Source organism: Sorangium sp. So ce1335 (assembly GCF_051521615.1).
Taxonomy (GTDB): domain Bacteria; phylum Myxococcota_A; class Polyangia; order Polyangiales; family Polyangiaceae; genus Sorangium.
The window spans coordinates 12,151,971-12,171,741 of the sequence record NZ_CP150363.1 but is presented as its reverse complement, the minus strand read 5'-3'; the positions used below and the strand labels follow the sequence as shown (position 1 = coordinate 12,171,741).

The 19,771-nt window shown below is 69.8% G+C and carries 15 protein-coding genes; 4 read left to right on the top strand and 11 right to left on the bottom strand.

Translation table 11 applies throughout. The features are described 5' to 3' along the window. Window positions 1-7: 7 nt before the first annotated feature. A complete protein-coding gene (locus tag WMF24_RS45390; RefSeq protein ID WP_437733718.1) occupies window positions 8-802 on the bottom strand; it encodes an ABC transporter ATP-binding protein in 795 nt (264 codons plus the stop codon). Between the two features lie 806 nt (window positions 803-1,608). On the opposite strand from WMF24_RS45390, the gene WMF24_RS45385 reads away from it, so the two are divergent. Beyond that, a complete protein-coding gene (locus WMF24_RS45385; protein ID WP_437733717.1) occupies window positions 1,609-3,000 on the top strand; it encodes a hypothetical protein in 1,392 nt (463 codons plus the stop codon). 277 nt (window positions 3,001-3,277) lie between these two features. Next, window positions 3,278-4,642 (top strand): hypothetical protein, encoded by a 1,365-nt coding sequence (locus tag WMF24_RS45380; RefSeq protein WP_437733716.1) that lies wholly within the window; start codon window positions 3,278-3,280, stop codon window positions 4,640-4,642. Window positions 4,643-4,657: 15 nt separating this feature from the next. On the opposite strand, the gene WMF24_RS45375 is transcribed toward WMF24_RS45380, so the two are convergent. Both WMF24_RS45375 and WMF24_RS45370 read right to left on the bottom strand, forming a co-directional pair. Then, entirely contained in the window at window positions 4,658-5,737 is a 1,080-nt protein-coding gene (locus tag WMF24_RS45375) for a phosphotransferase (RefSeq protein ID WP_437733715.1), read from the bottom strand. 97 nt (window positions 5,738-5,834) lie between these two features. Then, on the bottom strand, window positions 5,835-6,173 hold the full coding sequence (locus WMF24_RS45370; RefSeq protein WP_437733714.1) for a hypothetical protein: 339 nt from the start codon (window positions 6,171-6,173) through the stop codon (window positions 5,835-5,837). A 295-nt stretch (window positions 6,174-6,468) separates the two neighbouring features. On the opposite strand from WMF24_RS45370, the gene WMF24_RS45365 reads away from it, so the two are divergent. Beyond that, entirely contained in the window at window positions 6,469-8,349 is a 1,881-nt protein-coding gene (locus tag WMF24_RS45365) for a DUF2169 family type VI secretion system accessory protein (protein ID WP_437733713.1), read from the top strand. A gap of 115 nt (window positions 8,350-8,464) precedes the next feature. Continuing rightward, on the top strand, window positions 8,465-9,913 hold the full coding sequence (locus tag WMF24_RS45360) for a type VI secretion system Vgr family protein (RefSeq protein WP_437733712.1): 1,449 nt from the start codon (window positions 8,465-8,467) through the stop codon (window positions 9,911-9,913). Between the two features lie 12 nt (window positions 9,914-9,925). Here WMF24_RS45360 and WMF24_RS45355 read toward each other — a convergent pair whose 3' ends face one another. The 8 genes from WMF24_RS45355 to WMF24_RS45320 all read right to left on the bottom strand — a co-directional run bounded on the left by WMF24_RS45355 (window position 9,926) and on the right by WMF24_RS45320 (window position 19,681). Beyond that, complete coding sequence (locus WMF24_RS45355) at window positions 9,926-11,125, bottom strand: STAS domain-containing protein (protein ID WP_437733711.1); 1,200 nt, start codon at window positions 11,123-11,125, stop codon at window positions 9,926-9,928. A gap of 367 nt (window positions 11,126-11,492) precedes the next feature. Further along, window positions 11,493-13,019, bottom strand: a complete 1,527-nt coding sequence (locus tag WMF24_RS45350; protein WP_437733710.1) for an N-6 DNA methylase — start codon at window positions 13,017-13,019, stop codon at window positions 11,493-11,495. A 2-nt stretch (window positions 13,020-13,021) separates the two neighbouring features. Then, window positions 13,022-13,459 (bottom strand): PIN domain-containing protein, encoded by a 438-nt coding sequence (locus tag WMF24_RS45345; protein ID WP_437733709.1) that lies wholly within the window; start codon window positions 13,457-13,459, stop codon window positions 13,022-13,024. Beyond that, window positions 13,456-14,406, bottom strand: coding sequence for a hypothetical protein (locus WMF24_RS45340; RefSeq protein ID WP_437733708.1), 951 nt, complete (start codon window positions 14,404-14,406; stop codon window positions 13,456-13,458). The genes WMF24_RS45345 and WMF24_RS45340 overlap by 4 nt, the downstream gene beginning before the upstream one ends. An 88-nt stretch (window positions 14,407-14,494) precedes the next feature. Then, window positions 14,495-15,640 (bottom strand): hypothetical protein, encoded by a 1,146-nt coding sequence (locus WMF24_RS45335; RefSeq protein WP_437733707.1) that lies wholly within the window; start codon window positions 15,638-15,640, stop codon window positions 14,495-14,497. Further along, window positions 15,637-17,208 (bottom strand): restriction endonuclease subunit S, encoded by a 1,572-nt coding sequence (locus WMF24_RS45330; RefSeq protein WP_437733706.1) that lies wholly within the window; start codon window positions 17,206-17,208, stop codon window positions 15,637-15,639. The genes WMF24_RS45335 and WMF24_RS45330 overlap by 4 nt, the downstream gene beginning before the upstream one ends. Further along, window positions 17,205-17,792 (bottom strand): type I restriction-modification enzyme R subunit C-terminal domain-containing protein, encoded by a 588-nt coding sequence (locus WMF24_RS45325; protein ID WP_437733705.1) that lies wholly within the window; start codon window positions 17,790-17,792, stop codon window positions 17,205-17,207. Before WMF24_RS45325 ends, WMF24_RS45330 begins: the two co-directional genes overlap by 4 nt. Next, window positions 17,789-19,681 carry a type I restriction endonuclease subunit R gene (locus tag WMF24_RS45320; protein WP_437733704.1) on the bottom strand — a complete coding sequence of 631 codons (1,893 nt, stop codon included), beginning with the start codon at window positions 19,679-19,681 and terminating at the stop codon, window positions 17,789-17,791. Before WMF24_RS45320 ends, WMF24_RS45325 begins: the two co-directional genes overlap by 4 nt. Between the last annotated feature and the right edge of the window lie 90 nt (window positions 19,682-19,771).

The window sequence follows — 19,771 nt, the reverse complement described above, 5'->3', positions numbered from 1 at the left end:
CCGTGTCTCAGACCGTCCGGGGGAAGACCTGGAAGAAGCCGTCGCGCTCGACGATGGTGAGGGGGACGTCGAACAGGCGCGAGAGGTTGTCGTCGGTCAGCACCTCGCGCTTCGGGCCGTCGGCGAAGACGCGGCCTCTCCTCAGCAGCACGACGCGCTCGATCTCGGGCGGGATCTCCTGGACATGGTGCGTCACCAGGATCAGCGTCTTGCCGCGCTGGACGAGGCGCCGGAGCAGGTCGACCAGCTCGAACGCGGCCTTCAGGTCGAGGCTCGTCGTCGGCTCGTCGAGCACGAGCGCCTCCGGGTCGTGAACGAGGGCGCGGCCGAGCAGGCAGCGCCGCTGCTCGCCGGCCGACATCTCCGCGATCGGCTTGTCGCCGAGGTGCGCCACGCCCAGGTCGCGTAGCACCGCCTCGGCCCGCCCGCGCTGCGCGGCGGTCGGCAGCTCGTGCTCGTGCAGCCCGGCGCTCGCGAAGAAGCCGGAGAGCACCACGTCGACGCCCCGAACGTCCCGGGGATAGGTCATCTGCAGCTCGTACGAGACGAGCCCCAGCCTGCGCCGGAGCGCGAAGACCTCCCACCGCTCGCGCCCGAGGATCCGCACGGCCGAGCCCTCGCGGTGGACCGGGTAGATCTCCCGCGACAGCAGCCTCAGCAACGTCGACTTCCCCGCCCCGTTCGGCCCGAGGATGGCGGTGCTCTCCCCCTGCTCGATCCGCAGCGAGAGCCCCTCGAAGACGCGCGTATCGCCGCGGAACACCTCGGCGTCCTCGATCTCGATCAGAGCAGGCGTGCTCATCCCTTCACTCCACAGTTCGCGTTCATGCCGCGCAGACTACCGGAGCGCTGGACGAGATAAAAGGCATGCATTCTGCCCCACGGAGCGAGCAAGTTCAAGCGCTTTCCCTGGTATCGGCATGGTCCGTATCCATCCACGTCTTCGCCCACGTCTTCGCCCAGTTCCTCGTTCACATCATCGGCAAATGTCGGCACGTGTCAGATGACACCGATGTCCCTCGCAGGGGCCGCTGAGCCCGGAGAACCGGCAGCCGGGCGCGAACATTCTCGTCGAGCCGCAGTGAACTGGCCTCTTTCGAGGAAACTTCTGTTCCCGTTGCGCGCCGCCTCGAGCGTGGGATCGGTGGCGCCCAGGGGACCGGTGAGACAACGGACGATCGCAAGCGATATGGACGCCGGTCATCCGACTCCCGGTTCGCGCCATGCGCGCAATTCGATGTCGTGTCCGCTGTTTTCCCGAGTTTTCCCTGAAGAATCAGGGGGTTCGTGGTGGATCATCCGTGCACCGGATCGGCGATCCACTCCACCGGCCCACTCACCATCTCGAGCGGACAGGCACCGTCGAAAATCTGCCCATGAATCGGCGTTTGCCGATCTCACGAGATGATGGCCCGGGCGTTGCAGTTACCCCGGGCACCTCAACAAGTGCCCCGCGCCAAGCCGATGCTGGCGCCCGGGAGTGAAAAAATCCGACGCGGCGCGGAGCCGCGCGGCCACTTGGAGATCGACACAATGACGAAGATCACGGGTTCGCTTTTCGGTGCTGGGGCAGTGGCGTGTGCGCTCGCCGTTCTCGGCGGGTGCATCGTGGCCGCGGACGATGGCTCCGGCGTCTCCGAAGGGGACGAGATTTTCGCCGACGATGCAGCAGCCGCAGCGGCATCGCAGATGCGCTTCGGCGTCGCGCCGCAGTGGAGCCAGAGCTGGTCGCCGCCCCAGTCGGGGCCGGCCAACGTGGATGTGGTCGCCGTCGGCGACTGGCTGATGTCGGCCGGCTTCACCTCCACACACAAGAGCAAGCTCCAGACGATCATCGAGAAGGGTAAGACGCCCTACTTCTTTGGCTACATCGCCACGGACATGACGAAGAAGGGCCTCAACTCCGACCGCGACTGCGACGGGGACGCCGGCGCGCCGCTGTGCCAGAGGGGCGCTGCGTACGTGCGCTCCAACATCAACGCGATGGTGGACGTCTACAAGAGGGCGGCGCAGGGGATCAACTCGGGCCTCGGGGGCAGGGCGGTCGAGCCGCTGATCCACATCGAGCCGGACTGGTACCAGTTCTCGCAGACGGCGCAGCAGAACGCGCTCTCCGAGACGGAGTCCGACGACGCCATGAACAAGATCCTCGGCGCCATCAAGTCGGGCTGCCCCTCGTGCAAGGTGGTCATCGACTTCAGCCCGTGGTTCAGCCCGTCGGCCACCCGGTGGGCGTCGTCGGTCGGCGACTTCTACGACGGCTGGGATCGCAGCGTGGTCAAGTACGTCGGCCTCACGGGCAAGCAGTTCCCGTTCACCGAGGGCAAGATCGACAACTTCACCTACCGCGACATCACCAAGGCGCTCAGCCTGCCGCTCGTCATCGTCGACGCGTACACGTTCGGCGGCGGCCCCATCGACATCGACTCCACCTGGCTCAACGCGAACAACGTCGCCAAGGCCGTCGACATGGGCGTCGCGATCGTCATGCTCTCGCAGCAGGGCAACGTCTCCGGCTACGACCGCTTCATCGCCGAGGTGAAAGGGAGCGGCAGCTCCAGCAGCAGCAGCACGACGACCAGCAGCACGACGTCCAGCAGCACGACGTCCAGCAGCAGCAGCGGTGGCGGCGGCGCCGGCGGCTCCGGCGGCTCCGGCGGCTCCGGCGGCTCCGGCGGCTCCGGCGGCTCCGGCGGCTCCGGCGGCGGCAACAGCACGGGCGGCGCGCGGGGCGAGCCCAGCAACGTCACCATCACCGTCACCCCCAACGCGACGTGGAACGGCGGCTACTGCAACAACGTCAATGTGAAGACGACAGGCACCGACGTGGCGTGGACGGCCTACGTGCCCGCGGGCGCGTCCTCGCTCGGCAGCGCCTGGAACGCCAAGGGCACCCCGACGGGCAACGAGTTCAAGTTCGTCGGAGATGGCTGGAGCACCACGGTCAGCGCGAACAGGCCCGTCGACTTCGGGTACTGCGCGAACGGCGCGCGCCCCTGATCGGCGATCGCCGCGCCGACCGACGAGGCGAGCCGCGCCTCTCGGTGGCGCGGCGCACCTCCCTGCATGACGGCCGAGCGATAGGGAGAGACGGAATCTCCTCCGGAGCCCCGCCTCGGCGCCCCCTCCCGTTGTTCTCGTCCGCCTCCTGCGCCGTTTGATATCCTGGGCGCACCGTGCCCCCCGCCCCGCAGCGCTCCCACCCGGCCGGCGACGGCCCGCTCTGCTCCATCCACGCCCCCGCGCCGCGCGCGCGCCGCCCGGTCCGGGGCGCCGCATGCCGCTGAAGCTCCGGGTCACCTGGCGGAGCGCGGGCAGCCCGCTGCTGCCCGACGCGCTCTCCGACGTCCAGGCGACGGCGGACGACGCGCCGCTGCCGCTCGCGGGCGCGGGCCCGGGGCTTCGCGAGTTCGAGGTCCCGGCCGGCGCCGCGCGCGTCGCGCTCAGGGCGCGCTTCTCGGCGGCGTTCGGCGCCTTCGAGGGCGCCCCCGCCCTTCAGGAAGAGGTCCTCTCTGTCGAGCAGGCCTTTGACGTCGCAGGCGGCGGGACGGCGCCCCGCCCCGCCCCGGATCCGGCGCTCGGGCAGCCTCACCCGCTCGTCGACGTGACGTCGGCGCCGGGGGCAGCGATCGCGCAGATCGCGACCGATTTCGTGGACATCACGCCGTTCTGGATGGCTTACGCGAGGTCCACGGACGAATACCAGCGCGAGCACCGGCCCGGCACGGAGCTCGTGGCGCTCGGCGCCACCGCGGGAGAGCCGAAGATCTGGTTCGCGAGCATCCCGGAGGCCTGCAAGGCGCCGCCGGACGACGGGGGCTCGGCCCTCGTGTTCTACCGGCCGGAAGGGTACGCCTACACGCGGCTCGACCAGCATCATGAGATGTTCGGGCTGAATCGATACCTGCTCACGCCCGCCCCGGATCCGGACGCCTCGTTCTGGGCGCGCGACGTGTTCGCGCGCGATCCGCGCGACGCGTCCCGCTGGCTCTACCTCCGCTGCGGCTTCGAGGAGGCGCTCGCCGCGAGCGGCAAGGCCGTGGTCATGCTGCACCCGTGGCCGAGCGGGACGAGCTTCGGCGCCGCGACGACCGCGGGCCTTCACGGCCTCGTCGACGCCGCGCTCCGCTTCCTCGGAGGCGCGCGGAAGATCGGCGTCGGGCCGGGCGGGGCGCGGCTCGGGAAGCTCGGGCTGGCGGGCTTCAGCGCCGGCGGGCTGCCCCTGTGGCAGGCGCTCGCCGCCAACAAGGACCGGGTGAGCGAGGTGTTCGCGTTCGACGCCCGCGGCATCGCCGGGAGCGAGGCGCTGATCGCGCGCTGGCTCGCCGGCGACGCCTCGCGCAAGCTGCGGATGACCGGCGGACACCAGCTCGACGCGAACGCGGCGATCCAGCGGAAGCTCGCGAGGGTGGCAGGCGAGGCGCGCGTGTCCAGCCTGCCGCCCGACAGGAGCGGATATCTCCCGGGGGCCAACGCGCGCTGGGATCACGTGTGCTCCTCGCTCGAGGAGGGCGAGCGGGAGGCCTACCTGAACGCCGAACGCGCCTGGCACCAGTTCGCCGTGTTCGGCGGCTGCCCCGGGGCCGGGGAGCCGCGCGACGTCACCTTCCTCCAGCGCTTCCTCGAGGCGTCGGGCCTCTGAGCCGCGCAGCGCCCCTCACGCCCCCGCGACGAGCCGCGCGAGCGCGCGCATGTCGGCGTCGTCGCCGAGCCGCGCGAGCGCGGCGCGCGCCGCCGCCAGCGCGGGCTCGACGTAGCGCAGGTAGCCCGGATCCGCGCCGATGCGGTCGACGAAGACGAAGCGGCCGGCGTCCTTGAGCTTGCGCTGGACGGTGACGACGTCGAACTCCCGGCCGAGCGCGGCGCGCGCGGTCCGGTCGAGGCCGGCGGCAGCCGCGTAGTCGTCCAGGCGGGCCTCGACGAACGGCCGGTCGAGATCCTGGAAGCTGTCGTTGAGGAGCGTCGCGAGGTCGTAGACGCGCGGGCCGAGCAGGGCGTCCTGGAAGTCGAGCCAGGCGATCTCGAGGCCGCCGCCCGGCGCGTCCACGATCATGAGGTTGCGGCTCTGGTAGTCGCGATGGACGAACCCCCGCGGCCACGCGGCGATGCGCCGGGCGAGGCGCTCCGACACGGCGTCGAGCTCGGCCCGGGCGACGTCGTCCAGCCGGCGACCGCGGGCGTCGAGCGCCCAGGTGCGGAAGTGGTCGAGCTCCCAGCGCAGGAGCGTCGCGTCGAGCGCGCCGGAGCCCACGATCGAGCCGCGCGGGAGCGCCGCGAGCGCCCGCTGCGCCCGGGCGAGATCGCGCACGGCCAGCGCGTAGACGTCGGCGCGGCGGGCGGGCTCGCGCTCGACGAAGGCCGCGAGCGTGCTGTCCCCCAGGTCCTCCAGCAGGAGGAGGCCGCGCTCGCAGTCCTCCCCGAGCAGCGCCGGGACCCGCACGCCACGCTCGCGGAGCAGCGCGTGCACCTCGAGGAAGGGCCACCGCGGGGCTGCGCCGCCGCGCGGGGCTGCGCCGTCGCCAGGGGCAGCGCCGTCGCGGGCGGCAGCGCCGCCGCCCGCCTCGCCGGCCCACGCGGCGCTCGGCGCGAACATGGCGACCGCCGCGCCTGCGGGCGTGACGACGCGCAGGTAGCGCCGGCACGACACGCCGCCGCGCAGGGGGACCACCGACGTCGGGGGATGGCCCGTGGCCCGCTGGACGAGCCGGCTCAGGGCGTCGGGGTCGAGATCGATCACGCGTCTTCGTACGCGGCGGGCAAACCGAGCGCCAGCGCTCATCGCCCGAGCGCGGGCACCGCCGCGCCCGGGGTCGCCGGGATCGAGCGAGCGCGCCTCAGCAGGCGCCGGCGCAGCCGTCGGCGCTGTGGAACCAGAGGCCGCCGGAGTCCTCGCATTCGCCGCGATCGTACTTGCCCGAACAGCAACGATCCTTGCTCTCGCACACCTTCGCGACGTTCTCGCCGCTCCGGAAGCAGCATTTCCGGCTCTCGGGATCCTCGGGCGCGGCCGGATCCTCGGGCGCGGCCGGCTCCCCGGGCGCTGTCGCCTTCTCGATGGCCACCGGCACCGCGGGCGCGACGAGCGTCGCGACCGTGTCGCAGCCGAACGAGCCAATCATGACGAGGACGGCGAGCGCCGATCCCAGCGCACGAGCGCTTCCAGCCAGCTTCATGATCGCCGTGGGTGGCATGGGCGCAGGGCGGCGGCAAGTTTGTGCCTTCCGGCTCCCGCCCCCGCCCTGCATTGCGCTCGCCATCCGCCATCGCGGTGTGATGGGGCGCCGGTGTGATGGTGCGCCGGTGTGATGGCGCGCCGGTGTGATGGCGCGCCGGTGTGATGGCGCGCCGGTGTGATGGCGCGCCGGTGTGATGGCGCGCCGGTGTGGTGATGCGCCAGTGTCTTGGTGCGCCGCCGGGACGGGCGGATAGGTCAGCGACACAACGTCTGCTGTGCTATAGAGCGAGCCGATGGCGAACCGTGTGATCGCGCCCGAAAGGGTCACGCCGCTGAGCGGAGCCGCCGCCGCCTCGGTCGTCTGGCGCAGCCGGGGTCAGCTCCGCATCACCGTGATCGTCAAGGCCTCCTTCGCCTTCGCGGCGGACGCGGTGATGCCGCGGGTCGAGCCGCAGAAGATCGTCCACGGAGAGGTCCACCACGGCAACCACCCAGGGCGGAGCGTCAGGCTCACGAGCGACCTGGCCCCGCACCTGGACCGCGCCGACGTGCTCTTCACCGGCCACGCGCACGCGCCGCCGCCGGGCACGCCGGTGCACTCGCTGCCTGTGCGACTCGCGATCTCCGACGAGAGCGGGGTCCTGCTCGACAAGCAGCTCCTCGTCCAGGACAGGGCCGGGTTCCAGCGGATGCCCATCGTGTACGAGCGCGCGCTCCGCGGCGAGAACGACCAGGAGAACTTCCTCGGCGTGGCGGCGACGGGCGACCCGTCCGATCCCGAGGCGAACATCCTCGACCCTCTCCAGCCGGGGCGCGCGGCCGGCTTCGGCCCCATCGCGCGCGCCTGGCCCGCGCGCAGGCGGCTGCTCGGGGCGACCCCGCGCAAGGCGCTCGACGCCCCCGTCGCCGAGATCCCCGACGCCTTCGACTGGTCGTATTACCAGGCGGCGCCCCCCGACCAGCGGATGCGCCACCTGCGCGGCGGGGAGTGGATCGAGCTCCACGGGCTCCACCCCACCCTGCCCCGGCTGAGGATGCGGCTGCCCGAGGCGCGCGGCCGCGCGCGCATCTTCGGCCTCTCCGCCGCCGGCGTGAGCGAGGGCCAGCAGATCGAGCTGACCGCGGACACGCTGCGCATCGACGGCGACGAGCAGCGGTGCACCGTCGTGTTCCGGGGCAGCTTCGCTGTCCCCGACGAGGCCGCGCTCGCGGCGGCGTCCATCGTGGCGGGCGTCGAGCTCCCCGAGGAGCCGCTCGCGTGGCCCGACGGCCCCCCGGAGCGGGGCGCCGCGGCGCGAGACCCCGCCCGCGGCGGCGATGCGGCCGGCGGCGCCCGCGGCGGCGGGGGCGCCCGCGGCGGCGAGGACGACGGCGACGCCCTCGGCGCGACCCTGGCCGACGCGGCCGGCGCCGGGGCGCGCACGGTGAGCCTGCCGCAGGCCACCGCGACGGCAGCAGCCCTGGCCTTTGCGGCGGCGACGCCGTTTCGTCCCGGGTCGGCGGCCGACGACGTCGCCGGGCGCGCCGCGGGCGCGGAGGCGCCCGGGCCGCGGCTCGACACCGGGACGCTCGCGCTCTCCGCGGACGGCGCGTCCGGGGTGTCGCCGGCCGCGACGCTGGCCCTGCTGCCCGAGCAGGACGACAGCGCGGCGGAGCAGCCGGCCCTCCCGTTCCAGCCGGCGCCGCCGGGCGCCCCGCCGCCGATCAGCTCGCGGTCGCCGGTGCCCCCGGACGAGCGCATGAGCTCGGGCACGCTCGCGCTGCCGTCCGACGACGGCTGGGAGTCGAGCGCCGCCGCGCCGGCGAGCGCTGGCTCGGCGGCGCTCGCGGCCACGCCGGAGCGAGCGCCCGCGTTCGGGGGAGCAGCGGAGACCTCGAGCGCCTCGCCGCCGGAGCCCCCGCCCCCGCGCTCGGAGCCCCCGCCCCCGCGCTCGGAGCCCCCGCCCCCGCGCTCGGAGCCCCCGCCCCCGCGCTCGGAGCCCCCGCTCCGGCCGGAGGCCTCGCCCCCGCCGAGGGCCGTGATCAGCGCCTCACCGGCGCGCCCGCCGGAGCCCGACCCGCCGCAGGCGGCGCCGCCGCCCCGGCCTGCTCCGCCGCCGGAGCGCCCTGCGCTGCCGACCCCATCGCCCGCCTTGAGAAGGAGCCTTTACGAACGGTTCGACCGCAAACGATGACGCGCGCAAACGATAGCGCGCCGGGCCCGCCTCGGCGCGCGCGCGGGGCGCCCGGGACGCGGGCGCCCCGCGGCAGGAGACCCTCTCCCGCGGCACGGTGGATGGAGCTGCGACGATGACTACCCGATCCGATTCGCTGGACATTCGACTCGAGCTCGCCGGCTTCTCGTCCGACATCCTCCAGGTCAACAGGCTGTCGGGGCGCGAGGCGATCTCGCAGCTCTTCACGTTCGACGTCGAGGTGGTCTGCCCGAGCGAGGCCGCGGTCGACGGCCAGACGTTCACGGGCGAGAACGTCGCGATCGTCTTCGAGCAGGACGGGGTCGAGCTGCGGCGCATCCACGGCATGGTCGCGGAGGTCCACGACCTGCTCGCGAGCATGCTCGAGCACCGGGGGTACCGGCTGCGCATCGTCCCGCGCGCCTACCGGCTGACGCTGGTCGAGACGACGGAGACGTCGATGAACAAGGCGGTGCCGGAGCTCATCCAGCAGAAGCTCGAGCTCGTGGGCCTGAGCGGCAGCGACGTGGATCTGCGGCTGATGGCCAGCTACCCGCCGCGAGAGTTCGTCGTGCAGTACCAGGAGACCGACTTCGCCTTCATCTCCCGCCTGGCCGAGCACGTCGGGATCAGCTTCTTCTTCGAGCACCAGGACGGCCAGGACACGATGGTCTTCACCGACGACGCCGGCGGGTTCAAGCCCACGGCCGGCGCGGCGTCGGTCCACTTCCGGGAGCGCGGGGAGACGCGCGACGTCTTCGAGATCGAGGCGAGGTCGCGGCTCGTCCCGAGCGTGTATGTGGCCCGCGACTACAACTACCGGCAACCGATGCTCGATCTGACGTCGCAGCACGAGCTGCCCGCCGGGTATGCGGGCGGCGTCGTCGAGTTCGGCGGCCATTACAAGACGCCGGCCGAGGGCAAGGTGCTGGCGCAGATCCGGGCCGAGGAGCGGCAGGCGACGCAGCTCGTCTACACGGGCAGGAGCTCGGTGTGCGCGCTCTCCGCGGGCGCGCGGTCGGTGCTGGAGGGGCACCCGAGCCTCGAGCCGCTCGACCTGCTCGTCGTCGAGGTGGAGCACCGCGCGTCGCAGGCCGCCGGCGGCCGTGGCGCCGAGGAGCCGCAGCGCTACGTGAACACGTTCCGGGCGATCCCGGCCGCGAACACGTACCGTCCGCCGCGCGTCACGCCGACGCCGCGGATCAGCGGGGTCGTCACCGCCATCGTCGAAGCGGGGCCGGGCGGCGGGAGCAGCAACGCGCAGATCGACGATCAGGGCAGGTACATGGTCCGGTTCCTCTTCGACACGGCGTCCGCGGGGGGCACGCCGTCGAGGCCGGTGCGCATGCTCCAGAACCACGCCGGGGCGAACTACGGCACGCATTTTCCGTTGAAGCCGGGGACGGAGGTGCTGATCGCGTTCGTGAACGGCGATCCCGATCGGCCTGTCATCGTGGGCGCTGCGCCCAACCCGCTGACCCCCTCCCCCGTGAACAGCGCGAACCGGTCGACTCACCGGATCAAGACGCAGGGGGGCATCGTCTTCGACCTCGTGGACGAGTGAGCCGAGCGCCGCTCAGGGCGCCGGGGGTTTGATCGGCGCCGGGCTCGGGGCGAGGGAGGCGCCCTCGGCGCGGCTCATGGACCGGATGGCGTAGTTGAGCGCGGCGCGCAGGTTGCGCTGCGTGTTGAGCTGGGAGAGGTCGAGCCCGAGCGCGACCATCGTCTGGGCGACGGTCGGCTTGATGCCGGCGACGATGCCGCTGGCGCCGAGGAGGCGGATCGCGGTGATGAGCTGGATCAGGTGGCTCGCGACCCTGGTGTCGACGACCTCGACGCCGGTGAGGTCGAGGATGGCGAAGCGCGCCCGCTTCTCGACGATCTGCGCGAGCAGGCTGTCCATGACCTCGGCCGTGCGGATGCTGTCGACCGTGCCGACCATGGGGAGCGTGAGCACGCCGTCCCAGACCTCGATGATCGGCGTCGAGAGATCGCGGATCACCTTCTGCTGCGCCGCGATCTGGTCGAGCTGGATGCGCAGCTCCTTCTCGACGATCCTGGCGTCCGACACGTCGAGCGAGACCCCGAGCACGCCGTCGACGCGGCCGCCGGGCTCGCTGCGGAGCGGGATGAGCCAGTTGTCCCAGTCGGCGCCGTGCGCCTCGCCGCGACCGCGGCGCACCTGGCCGTCGTACCATTTCCGCATCTCGGCGGCGGCCTCCGGGGTGGCCCCATAGAGGTCGTACACGCTGCTGCCGACGTGCTGCCCCCGTGTGAACCCGGCCTTCGCGACCGCCTTGCCGTCGTGATAGAGGTAGATGCCGTCGCCGTCGAGCGCCCAGATCGTCAAGGGATCCACGTGCTCGGCGAGCCCGTCGAGCATGCGCGCCTTGAGCCGGAGCGTGCTCAGCTCCTGCTCGGTCATCGGGGCGACCGCTGGCGCGGCGCGGAGCGATCCGAGGACGGCGCTGCCGTCGGACGACCGGCTGGCGCTGCACGAGAGCCGCCGGTAGGCGCCGCCGCCGTCGCGCAGGCGGACGCTGAAGGAGACGGGCGCGTCGCCCTGGAGGAGCGTGGACCACGCGGCGTCGAGCGCCGCGCGATCGTCCGGGTGCGCGAGATCGGCGAGGCGCGCGCCGCCCTCGACGCCGGGGCCCAGCGCCTCGCGCAGCCCGCCGCTCGGGTGGCGCAGCGCCCCCTCGGCCGACGCGATGAAGAGCAGATCGGGAGAACGGGAGAAGAGGTCGCCGAGCAACGCGTCGGGGGCAGATTCCATCAGGCTCGCATCTCCTTGTGAGCGGAGAAGGCGAAATCTACCCTTGGCGACGCGTCCGGGGGAAGGGCCCTCGCGCGGCGGCGGCGCGATCGCGGCGGCGGCGCACGGCGGGCGCGGAGGCCTTGCGAGGCACGCTGGCGAGCGTGCTCATCATCGCGTGTTCCACGGCGAGGCGAATCGCGCACAGCTGTGCTTTCACTTACGATGATGACTCACGTGAACAGGCCGTGGGGTGGAGGTCGTGAGAGGTGCGGTGCCGGGGACGCGGCGATCACGTCACGAGAGGTTGGTGGCGACGCGACCCCTCAGACGGATCGATCACGGCGCCAACACGACGGCGAGCGCGCGTGATGCCGCAGGGAGCTCGTCATGGCGAGTTACTTCCAGTCGATGCCGATGCTCGCGCCCTCAGATCGGCCTCCACGGCCTCGAATTGCTCGAGAGCGGCCCGCAGATCCTCCACGATCTCCCCGGCGATCACGTCCGGCGCCGGCAGGTTCTCGGACGCTTCCAGGCTCTCGTCCTTCAACCAGAAGATATCGAGGCTGCACTTGTCCCGGGCGATCAGCTCCGCGTACTCGTAGGCGCGCCACGGCCCGGTCGGGTTCTTCTCGGACCAGGTCGATCGTCGCTTGTGCAGCTCGCCGGGCTTGTAGCAGGCGACGAAGTCGTCGAGATCAGCGCGCGTGAGCGGGTTGGTCTTCAGCGTGAAGTGCTGGTTCGTGCGAAGGTCGTAGATCCACAGCTTCCTCGTCCACGGCTTCTCGCTGGCGGGCTTCTTGTCGAAGAAGAGCACGTTCGCCTTCACGCCCTGCGCGTAGAAGATGCCTGTCGGCAGCCGGAGCAGCGTGTGCACATCGCCATCGTGGAGCAGGTTGCGGCGGATCGTCTCCCCTGCCCCGCCCTCGAAGAGCACGTTGTCGGGCACCACCACGGCGGCGCGCCCGTGGATCGCGAGGAGGGTCTTCACGTGCTGGACGAAGTTGAGCTGCTTGTTGCTCGTCGTGGCCCAGAAGTCTTCCCGCGTGACGGTGAGCCCCTCGCGCGCCTCGTCGCCTTCTTCGGTGAGGACCATGACGCTCGACTTCTTGCCGAACGGCGGGTTCGTCAGGACCATCGAGTAGCGGGAGCCGGGATCGGCGGCGAGGCTGTCGCGCGTCTCGACGGGCGGCTGCCCCTCGTCGGCGCTCGGCCCGATGCCGTGGAGGAGCAGGTTCATCGCGCACAGCCTGGCCACGCCGGGGACGAGCTCGACGCCGCGGAGCGCGCCGAGCTTCAGGTGCTTCTTCTGCTCGCGGGTGAGGCTCGGGTGCGTCTTGACGATGTGGTCGTGCGCCGCGAGCAGGAAGCCGCCCGTGCCGCAGGCCGGGTCGCAGATCGTGTCGTCGGGCCCCGGGCGCATGACCTCGACGATGGCCTGGATCAGCGGGCGCGGCGTGAAGTACTGCCCGGCGCCGCCCTTGGTGTCCTGCGCGTTCTTCTCGAGCAGCCCCTCGTAGGCGTCGCCCTTCACGTCGGCGTCGAGCGTCGTCCACTGCTCGCGGTCGATGAGATCCGCCACGAGGCGGCGCAGCTTCGCCGGGTCCTGGATCTTGTTCTGCGCCTTCCGGAAGATGAGCCCGAGCATGCCGGGCTGCCGGCCGAGGTGGTCGAGCGTCTTTCTGTAGTGGACCTCGAGCGCGTCGCCGTCCCTGGCGAGCAGCGCGGGCCAGTCGTAGCCAGCCGGGATGAACGGCTTGTGGCTCCACGGCGGCTGCGTGCGCTCGTGCGCCATCTTCAGGAACAGGAGGAACGTGAGCTGCTCGACGTAGTCGCCGTAGGAGAGGCCGTCGTCGCGCAGGACGTTGCAGTAGGACCAGAGCTTCTGGACGATCTGGGCGGAGGGGTTCGACACGTTCAGGAAGCCTTTGTCGATTCGAAGTAGATGCGCTGGATGAACTCGCCGTGCAGTGGATCGAAGTCCTTGTCTGTCGTGATCAATGTCGCAGACGCCGCCTGAGCACATGCGGCGATCCAGACATCGTTATCGGAGAGCTTCCGCCCCTTTCGAATCAGATAGGCATGCATGGCGGCGTAGGCATCGAACACGCTCTCGTCGTTGATGTCGATCGCAATGAACTGCTCCAGGTATGCTCGCAAGCGCTCTGTCTTGTCCTCACCCCAACCGCGGTGCTGCGCAAAGCCAAGCGCCTCACCGACCGTGATGATCGAGATGAGCGGACGCTCTGCCCCCCGCCCGCTGAGGCCCATCGCCGCGTCGATCCGCCGGCCGGTTTCGTTTCCTCGCACGAGATGGAGGACGACGACAGTATCGAGGAGCACGAGCCCGGTCATGAGAGCTCTCTGATGGCCTGGTCGAACTCCTCATCCGTCTCGTCACCGGGCCACTTGCCGAAGACGGCGTTGACGCCGGTGGTAGCCGTCTGCGGTTTGTGGAGAGCTCGCGGATCGATACGGCGGCCGAAGACGGGCTTGGGGACCCTGGACCAGAAGCCGGAGACCCCCTGTCCATCCTCGATCCTCTCCGCGTCGAGCCGGAGGATGCGCCCTGACGGACGGTACACCGCCCGGCCATGGACCAGGACGCGACGGTTCAGGAGCACGCCGGCGGAATCGACGCTCCCCCCGGTGAGCACACCTCGGATTTCCTCTCCGTCATCGAGCTTGATCGCGAACGACTGGGTGCTCACCCGGACCATATCGAGCAGTCCCGCGATCCGCACGGCCTGGGCTCTGGGCGTGGATGCGCTGAGCTTCCTCGCGGTCGCGACCGTAGCACGGTCGAGCACGGCTTCTCCGGGAACGCCCGACCGGTGCTCCTCGACCCGGACCGCGTCGAAGCCTGCTTCGAACAGCCGGCCGAAGTGAGCGAGATGCTGGAGCAGCGGCCGATCGAAGCGCTCGCTGTCCTGGTTGCCAGCGCCGACGTCCTGGAGAACCCCGGCGAGCACGTCGAACCCCGTCCATCCGGGAGGAGGCCGCGTCGGCCACATCTCCGTCTGGAGGTAGAGCTCCGCGGCGGCCTCGCCCAGCTCCGGGGCCTCGAAGTGCAAGGTCGTATCGTCGTTCCCCTCGAAGTCGACGAGCCGGATATCGCACGCAGCGACGAACCAGGCCCGTGGGCGCCCAGCCGTGACGCTCCGCCCCTCGAAGGCCATCAGCACGGAGCGTCGCACCGCATCATCGACCTGCTTCAAGGCGGCGCCCAGCGGGGCGGGGGGCACACGGCGGCCGAAGGCCCTGGGGCTGGAGAGACGGACGGCGTGGTGGACGATGGGCACGGCGGCACCTTCAGGGTTGTGGCACGGCCGGAACCGGCCGGGAGCTGGGAGAGGATAGCGCAACCTGGCGTCGCCGTGCACGCGGACGTCAGGTGTCCGGCTCCTGAGCGAAGTATTCTGCCACCTTCTCTAGAAAGTTCGGCTGGAGTGACGATGCGAGCTGGAGCTTACGGATACCCTCGACGGTTTCGCACAGTTTGTTGAACGGCAGGAAGCCACACACCTCGGGAAGCGCCTTCTCGCGCAACGCGAAGGTCGGACGCTGGATCTCCTGCTCGACCTTGTCGCGTCGCTCCTCGGGAGCGACGAGGTACAGCTTGATGTCGAGGTTCGGCTGGAGCGACAGGAGATCCGACATCCGGAGCAGGCCGGAGTAGATCGACGTTGTGCACTCGACCTCGAACGCCGCGACGATGGAGTTGCCCTTCAGCCAGAGCACGTCGATGAGCTCGATGGTCCGCGTTGTGGGCTCGTTGAACTGCGTGGGGAGCTTCTGGACCATGCGCGGCAGCTCGCCGAGCTTGTTGCCGTTCCACGTGCGCGAGCGATCGTTGCGCGCGACCCACACGTCGAGGCCCATCTCGGCGCCGAGCGTGAGGAGCGTCCACTGGATTTCCGTGTGCCGCGTGGTCGCTGTGGGCCCTTCATCCTCCGGCGCGGCCTGTACCGGGGCCGGCGGCTCCTCGGGCTCGGGCACGGTGACGTGCGCCTCGATCTTACGTCCTCCCTCACCTTGCTCGACGTAATACCGGAGCTTCCGTGCGAGCTTCCAGGCCGGGACAGGGCGAAACACGGGCTTCTTCTGCGCGCTCTCGATCAGCTTTACGATGAGCGCGCCGTCCCTGTCGTGCTGGAAGCGGTTCGGCGACTTGCGCAGGAAGCCCTTGAACGTGCCTTTCAACGACGCGTCCGCGTAGAAGTCCACCCGGCCCTCCAGGTCGTCGAGAGGCACGCCGTGCTCCGGCTTGAGCAGGATCCGAGGCTGGACGTCGAGCCGAAGGGGGAAGACGTCGTCCTTCCAGATCTTCGCCTTCGTCTTGCTCGGCCCGAGGACATCGAGCACCGCGACCCAGCGCGCAACTCCGGTGATGTAGCCGATGATGGTATCGCCGGGCTTGATCCGCTTGAACGCGGCCTCGTTCTGCGCGCCCGCGCGGAACCCCAGCACCTTGGCGTCAGCCTTCTGGAACTCTGCGTACGTGGTACCGTTGAAACTGCCCAGCCAGTAGGTCAAGGCTCTATCTCCGTGTTCGAGGAATGCCGGCGTGTAGACTTGCGCCGCGGCTTCTTGAGCTCGGTCGTGGTCTGGCCACCACGGATGCGTTCGAGCAGAACGCTCGCCGGCTCATCGTGGGGATCTTGCGGAACGAGCTTGCCTTCGAAGGCGTGCTTGAGGACGGACTGGCGGAGGCGCTGGGCGCGGGCGAGCTGGGCGCGGACAGCTTTCTCGGTCTCGGTGACCACGGATAACAAACGATCGACTTCGTCAACTATGCGCTGCTGCTCGGCCAGCGGCGGGAGCGGAATACAGTCCTGCCGCAGGTCCTCCAGGTGGATGTGTACGAGCCCAGAGCCCTTGGGAACCATCTGCGCCTGCACCTGCGGGGAAGCCAGGGCAAGTTCTAAGTAAGACGAAAGCTCTCTGACGGACGGCTTAACAAGCGCGACTGACACGAAGATACTAAATTCCAGTTCAGTGTCAACGCGCCTTACGACACCGAGCGTACCATCTTTCGAGATAAGCAAGTCACCTCGCTCAGGATTGGCCCGCTTCGAAAACTCGACGTGATCTGCCCGCGTTACATATTGCAGTCGAGCAAAGTCTATCCCTGGGCCAGCCGTCAGGTTACGAACAGTCACAAACGGAATGCCCTCAGCGACGTACATGGGCTTCTTATGGACCCCATCCACAACTTTCGTCGCAAGCTGCTCGACAGTCGACCAAACCCAGCCCTCGGGCAGCTCCGCCAACCTGCTCGCATCTGGTCCTTTCGGCTCCGCGTATTTCGTCTTCCACTCATCGTCACGAGGCACCAGGCCCTTGACCTTCATCTTCGCGAGCTGCTCCGCCTCCCACCGGGCACGACGCTGGTGGAGGATGCGCCGGAGCAGCACGTCGCCAGGCTCGTACTCGCGCCCTTCTTTCCGCGCGAGCTCGGCCTCGGTGGGCACCAGCCGGCCCTCGCATGCCGCCTTGAGGACGGCCGCGCGGTAGCGCTTCAGATTCGCGAGCACGCGCTCGAGTGAGCCCACCCCGGCATCAATACCCGACAGGTGCTTTTCTACCTCTTGCAGAATTCTAGACTGCTCACGAAGCGGCGGAATTGGGATTGGTAGCGCGCCAAGCTTCGTCATGTTGATCGAAGCAAGATTCGTAGTCTGCTTTCCGTGCTCAAGGAAGCACTGCTGACCGCACGTGTTAGCGTACCAGGACAATAGTCTTGGATGGATCACTCCAAAGCGAACCCTTGCACGAAAAACATGATTCTGATGTATACAGAGCGGAAGCTCACCGCTCCAAACCCATTCCCGGCCGAGCTTGTCTCGGTCGCCTCCTTCGTTGAAGAGCACATCTCCAGGCATGAGACGAAGCTCATCGATTTCTTCAACAGAAGCCTCGATCTCTTTGACTTCATCAAGATCGAGATATCCACGCTGTACGTTCGCGACACGAAGGTATGGAACTAGCCGCAGTTGCTGGCTCGGCGCACGGCGCTGTCCTTTCGTGATGCCCCCCTTCAGATCCGCAATCGTCGCCAGTGACGTCCATGACCATCCAGTCGGCAGCTCTACTTTCGTCACGCTGCCAGCACCTCGTTCAGCTCCTCCATCACCTTCCCCAGCTCCTGCCCGAACACCCTCGCCGCCTTCCCCACCCCGCCCATCCCCGCGAACGGCGCATACTCGAAGTCCTCCACCGAGATCTCCAGGTTCGCCGCCATGTGGTCCCGTATCGCCTCCAGCCACGCCCGCTGCTCCGCCGAGAACCTTCGTCCCTGGTTCGCCTGCTGCGCCATCCACTGCTCGAACCGCTCCTGCACCCGGTCGCGGAAGGGCACAAGCTCGTCCTCCTGGTGCAGCGCGAACCGCACGAGCGACACGACGTCCGTGAGCAGCCGCCCCGCCCCCGCCCCGCGGACCTTGTCCCGCTCCAGCGTCTCGTAGGCCCGCCACAGCACCTCCGGCGTCCACTGCCGCGGCGGCGCCTTGATCGCGTCGGCCAAGGCCTTCACGTCCTCGGGCCTGAGCCGCTGCCGGTGCGGGCGGCTGTAGAGGATCTGGAGCGCCGCGATCTGGTCCCGGTGCTTCTCACAGAACGCCTCGAACGTGCTCGTCAGCGCCTTCGCCCGCTCCTTCGCCTCGTCCGAGAAGGCCGCGACGATCACCTCGTCCTCTCGCAGACCCCGACGCAGTCGACGAGGACGAAGCGGTCCTTGGTCCGCGCGTCCGGCGTGACCAGCTGGAGATCCGTCGGGTGGATGACGCGCGCGCCGCGGCCCTTCATCTGCTCGAAGAAGTTCCGGCTCTTCACCGCCCGCATGAACATCACGATCTCGAGCGGCTTCACGTCCGTGCCCGTGGCGATCATGTCCACCGTGACGACGACCCGCGGGTTGTAGCGGGTGCGGAAGGACGAGAGCAAGTGCTCCGCGTTCACCCCGCTCGACTTGTACGTGACGACCTCGGTCTCCTCGCCGCCCGGCCCGGGCCGCCTCTCGACGATGCGCGCGGTGCCCGTCTTGTAGGTGATCTTCTCGCAGAACTCGTTCCCCTTGCCGAACTCCTCCCGCACCGCCTGCACGATGTCGTCCGCGTGGCTGTCGTCCTTGGCGAAGATGAGCGTCTTCGGCACCTCGTGCCGACCGGGGAAGATCTCGGTGAACAGCTTGTCCCGGAACGTGCGGATCACGGTGCGGATCTGGTCGACCGCGACCACCCGGCGATCGAGCGCGGCGGCGTCGTACGAGAGATCCTCGTCGAGCCGCTCCCAGCGGAGCTTGCGTGTCTCCCGGTCGCGCCGGCCGATGATCTCCTCCGGACCGGCCTCGACCGTGGCGCCCTTCTCCGTGATGCGCGTGCGGATCTTGTAGATATCGTAATCGACGTTCACGCCATCAGCCACGGCCCGCTCGTGGTCGTAGTCCATGACGAGGTTCTGGCGGAAGAAGCCGAACGTCTGCTTCGAGGGCGTCGCTGTGAGGCCGACGAGGAAGGCGTCGAAGTACTCGAGCACCTGCCGCCAGAGCGAGTAGATGCTGCGGTGGCACTCGTCGACGAAGATCACGTCGAACGCCTCGATCGGCAGCGCCGGGTTGTAGGCGACCGGCACCGGATCCCGGAGCATCTCGCTCAGGCTGGCCAGACCGAGCTCCTCCGCCTCGGGCGGGAGGTCCGCCTCGCCCTTCAGCATGGAGTACAGGCGCTGAATGGTCGTGATGACGACGCGCGCGACAGGATCCAGCTTGTTCGAGGTGAGCCGCTGCACGTTGTACAGCTCGGTGAACTTGCGGCCGTCGTCCGGGGTCACGTACTGCTGGAACTCCTTGAGCGCCTGGCGCCCGAGGTTGTCGCGGTCGACGAGGAACAGCACCCGGCTCGCGTCGCCGAGCTTGATCAGCCGGTAAATCGAGGTGATCGCCGCGACCGTCTTCCCCGCGCCGGTGGCCATCTGGATCAGCGCCCGGGGCCGGTTGTCGCGGAGCGACACCTCGAGGTTGCGCACCGCGCGCACCTGCGCCGCCCGCAGGCCTGCCTCGGGCACGTCCGGGAACGTGAGCAGCCGCGTGCGGAAGGACGCGGGGCGCTGGCTGAGCGGATCGGGGCGCCCGTCCACGCGCGGCAGGTACACCGGTTCCGCCTTGATCCAGCCGCCCAGGGTCTCCGGCTTGTGGAAGTGGAACACGCAGCGGCTCCGCGGGTCGGGATCGAGGCGATTGGTGAACGCCGTCTCGACGCCGGTGGACTGATAGAGGAACGGAAGCGGCCGCACCGGAGCCGGCAGGAGATCCGGGAGGCCGGCGGAGTACTTCTCCGTCTGGCCCTCCACACCGGTGAGCGTGGTGCCCACCTCCTTCGCCTCGATCACGCCGACCGCCTCCCCGTCGACGTAGAGCAGGTAGTCGGCGAAGCCGTGTCCCCGCTTCAGCGGGAACTCCCGGACGGCGACGCCGCGCGCGGCATCGAGGTTCATCGCGCGCCTGTCCTGCACGGCCCAGCCGGCGGTCGTCAGCGCGTCATCGATGGTCTTGCGTGCGGCATCCTCGGGGCGAGTCATGGCTGGATCCGGGAGCGTAACCAAGGCGGCAAGGAGACGTCGACACCGGTGCGGCGGGACGGGCGCTCCCGCGGGGAATGGCCGGGTAGG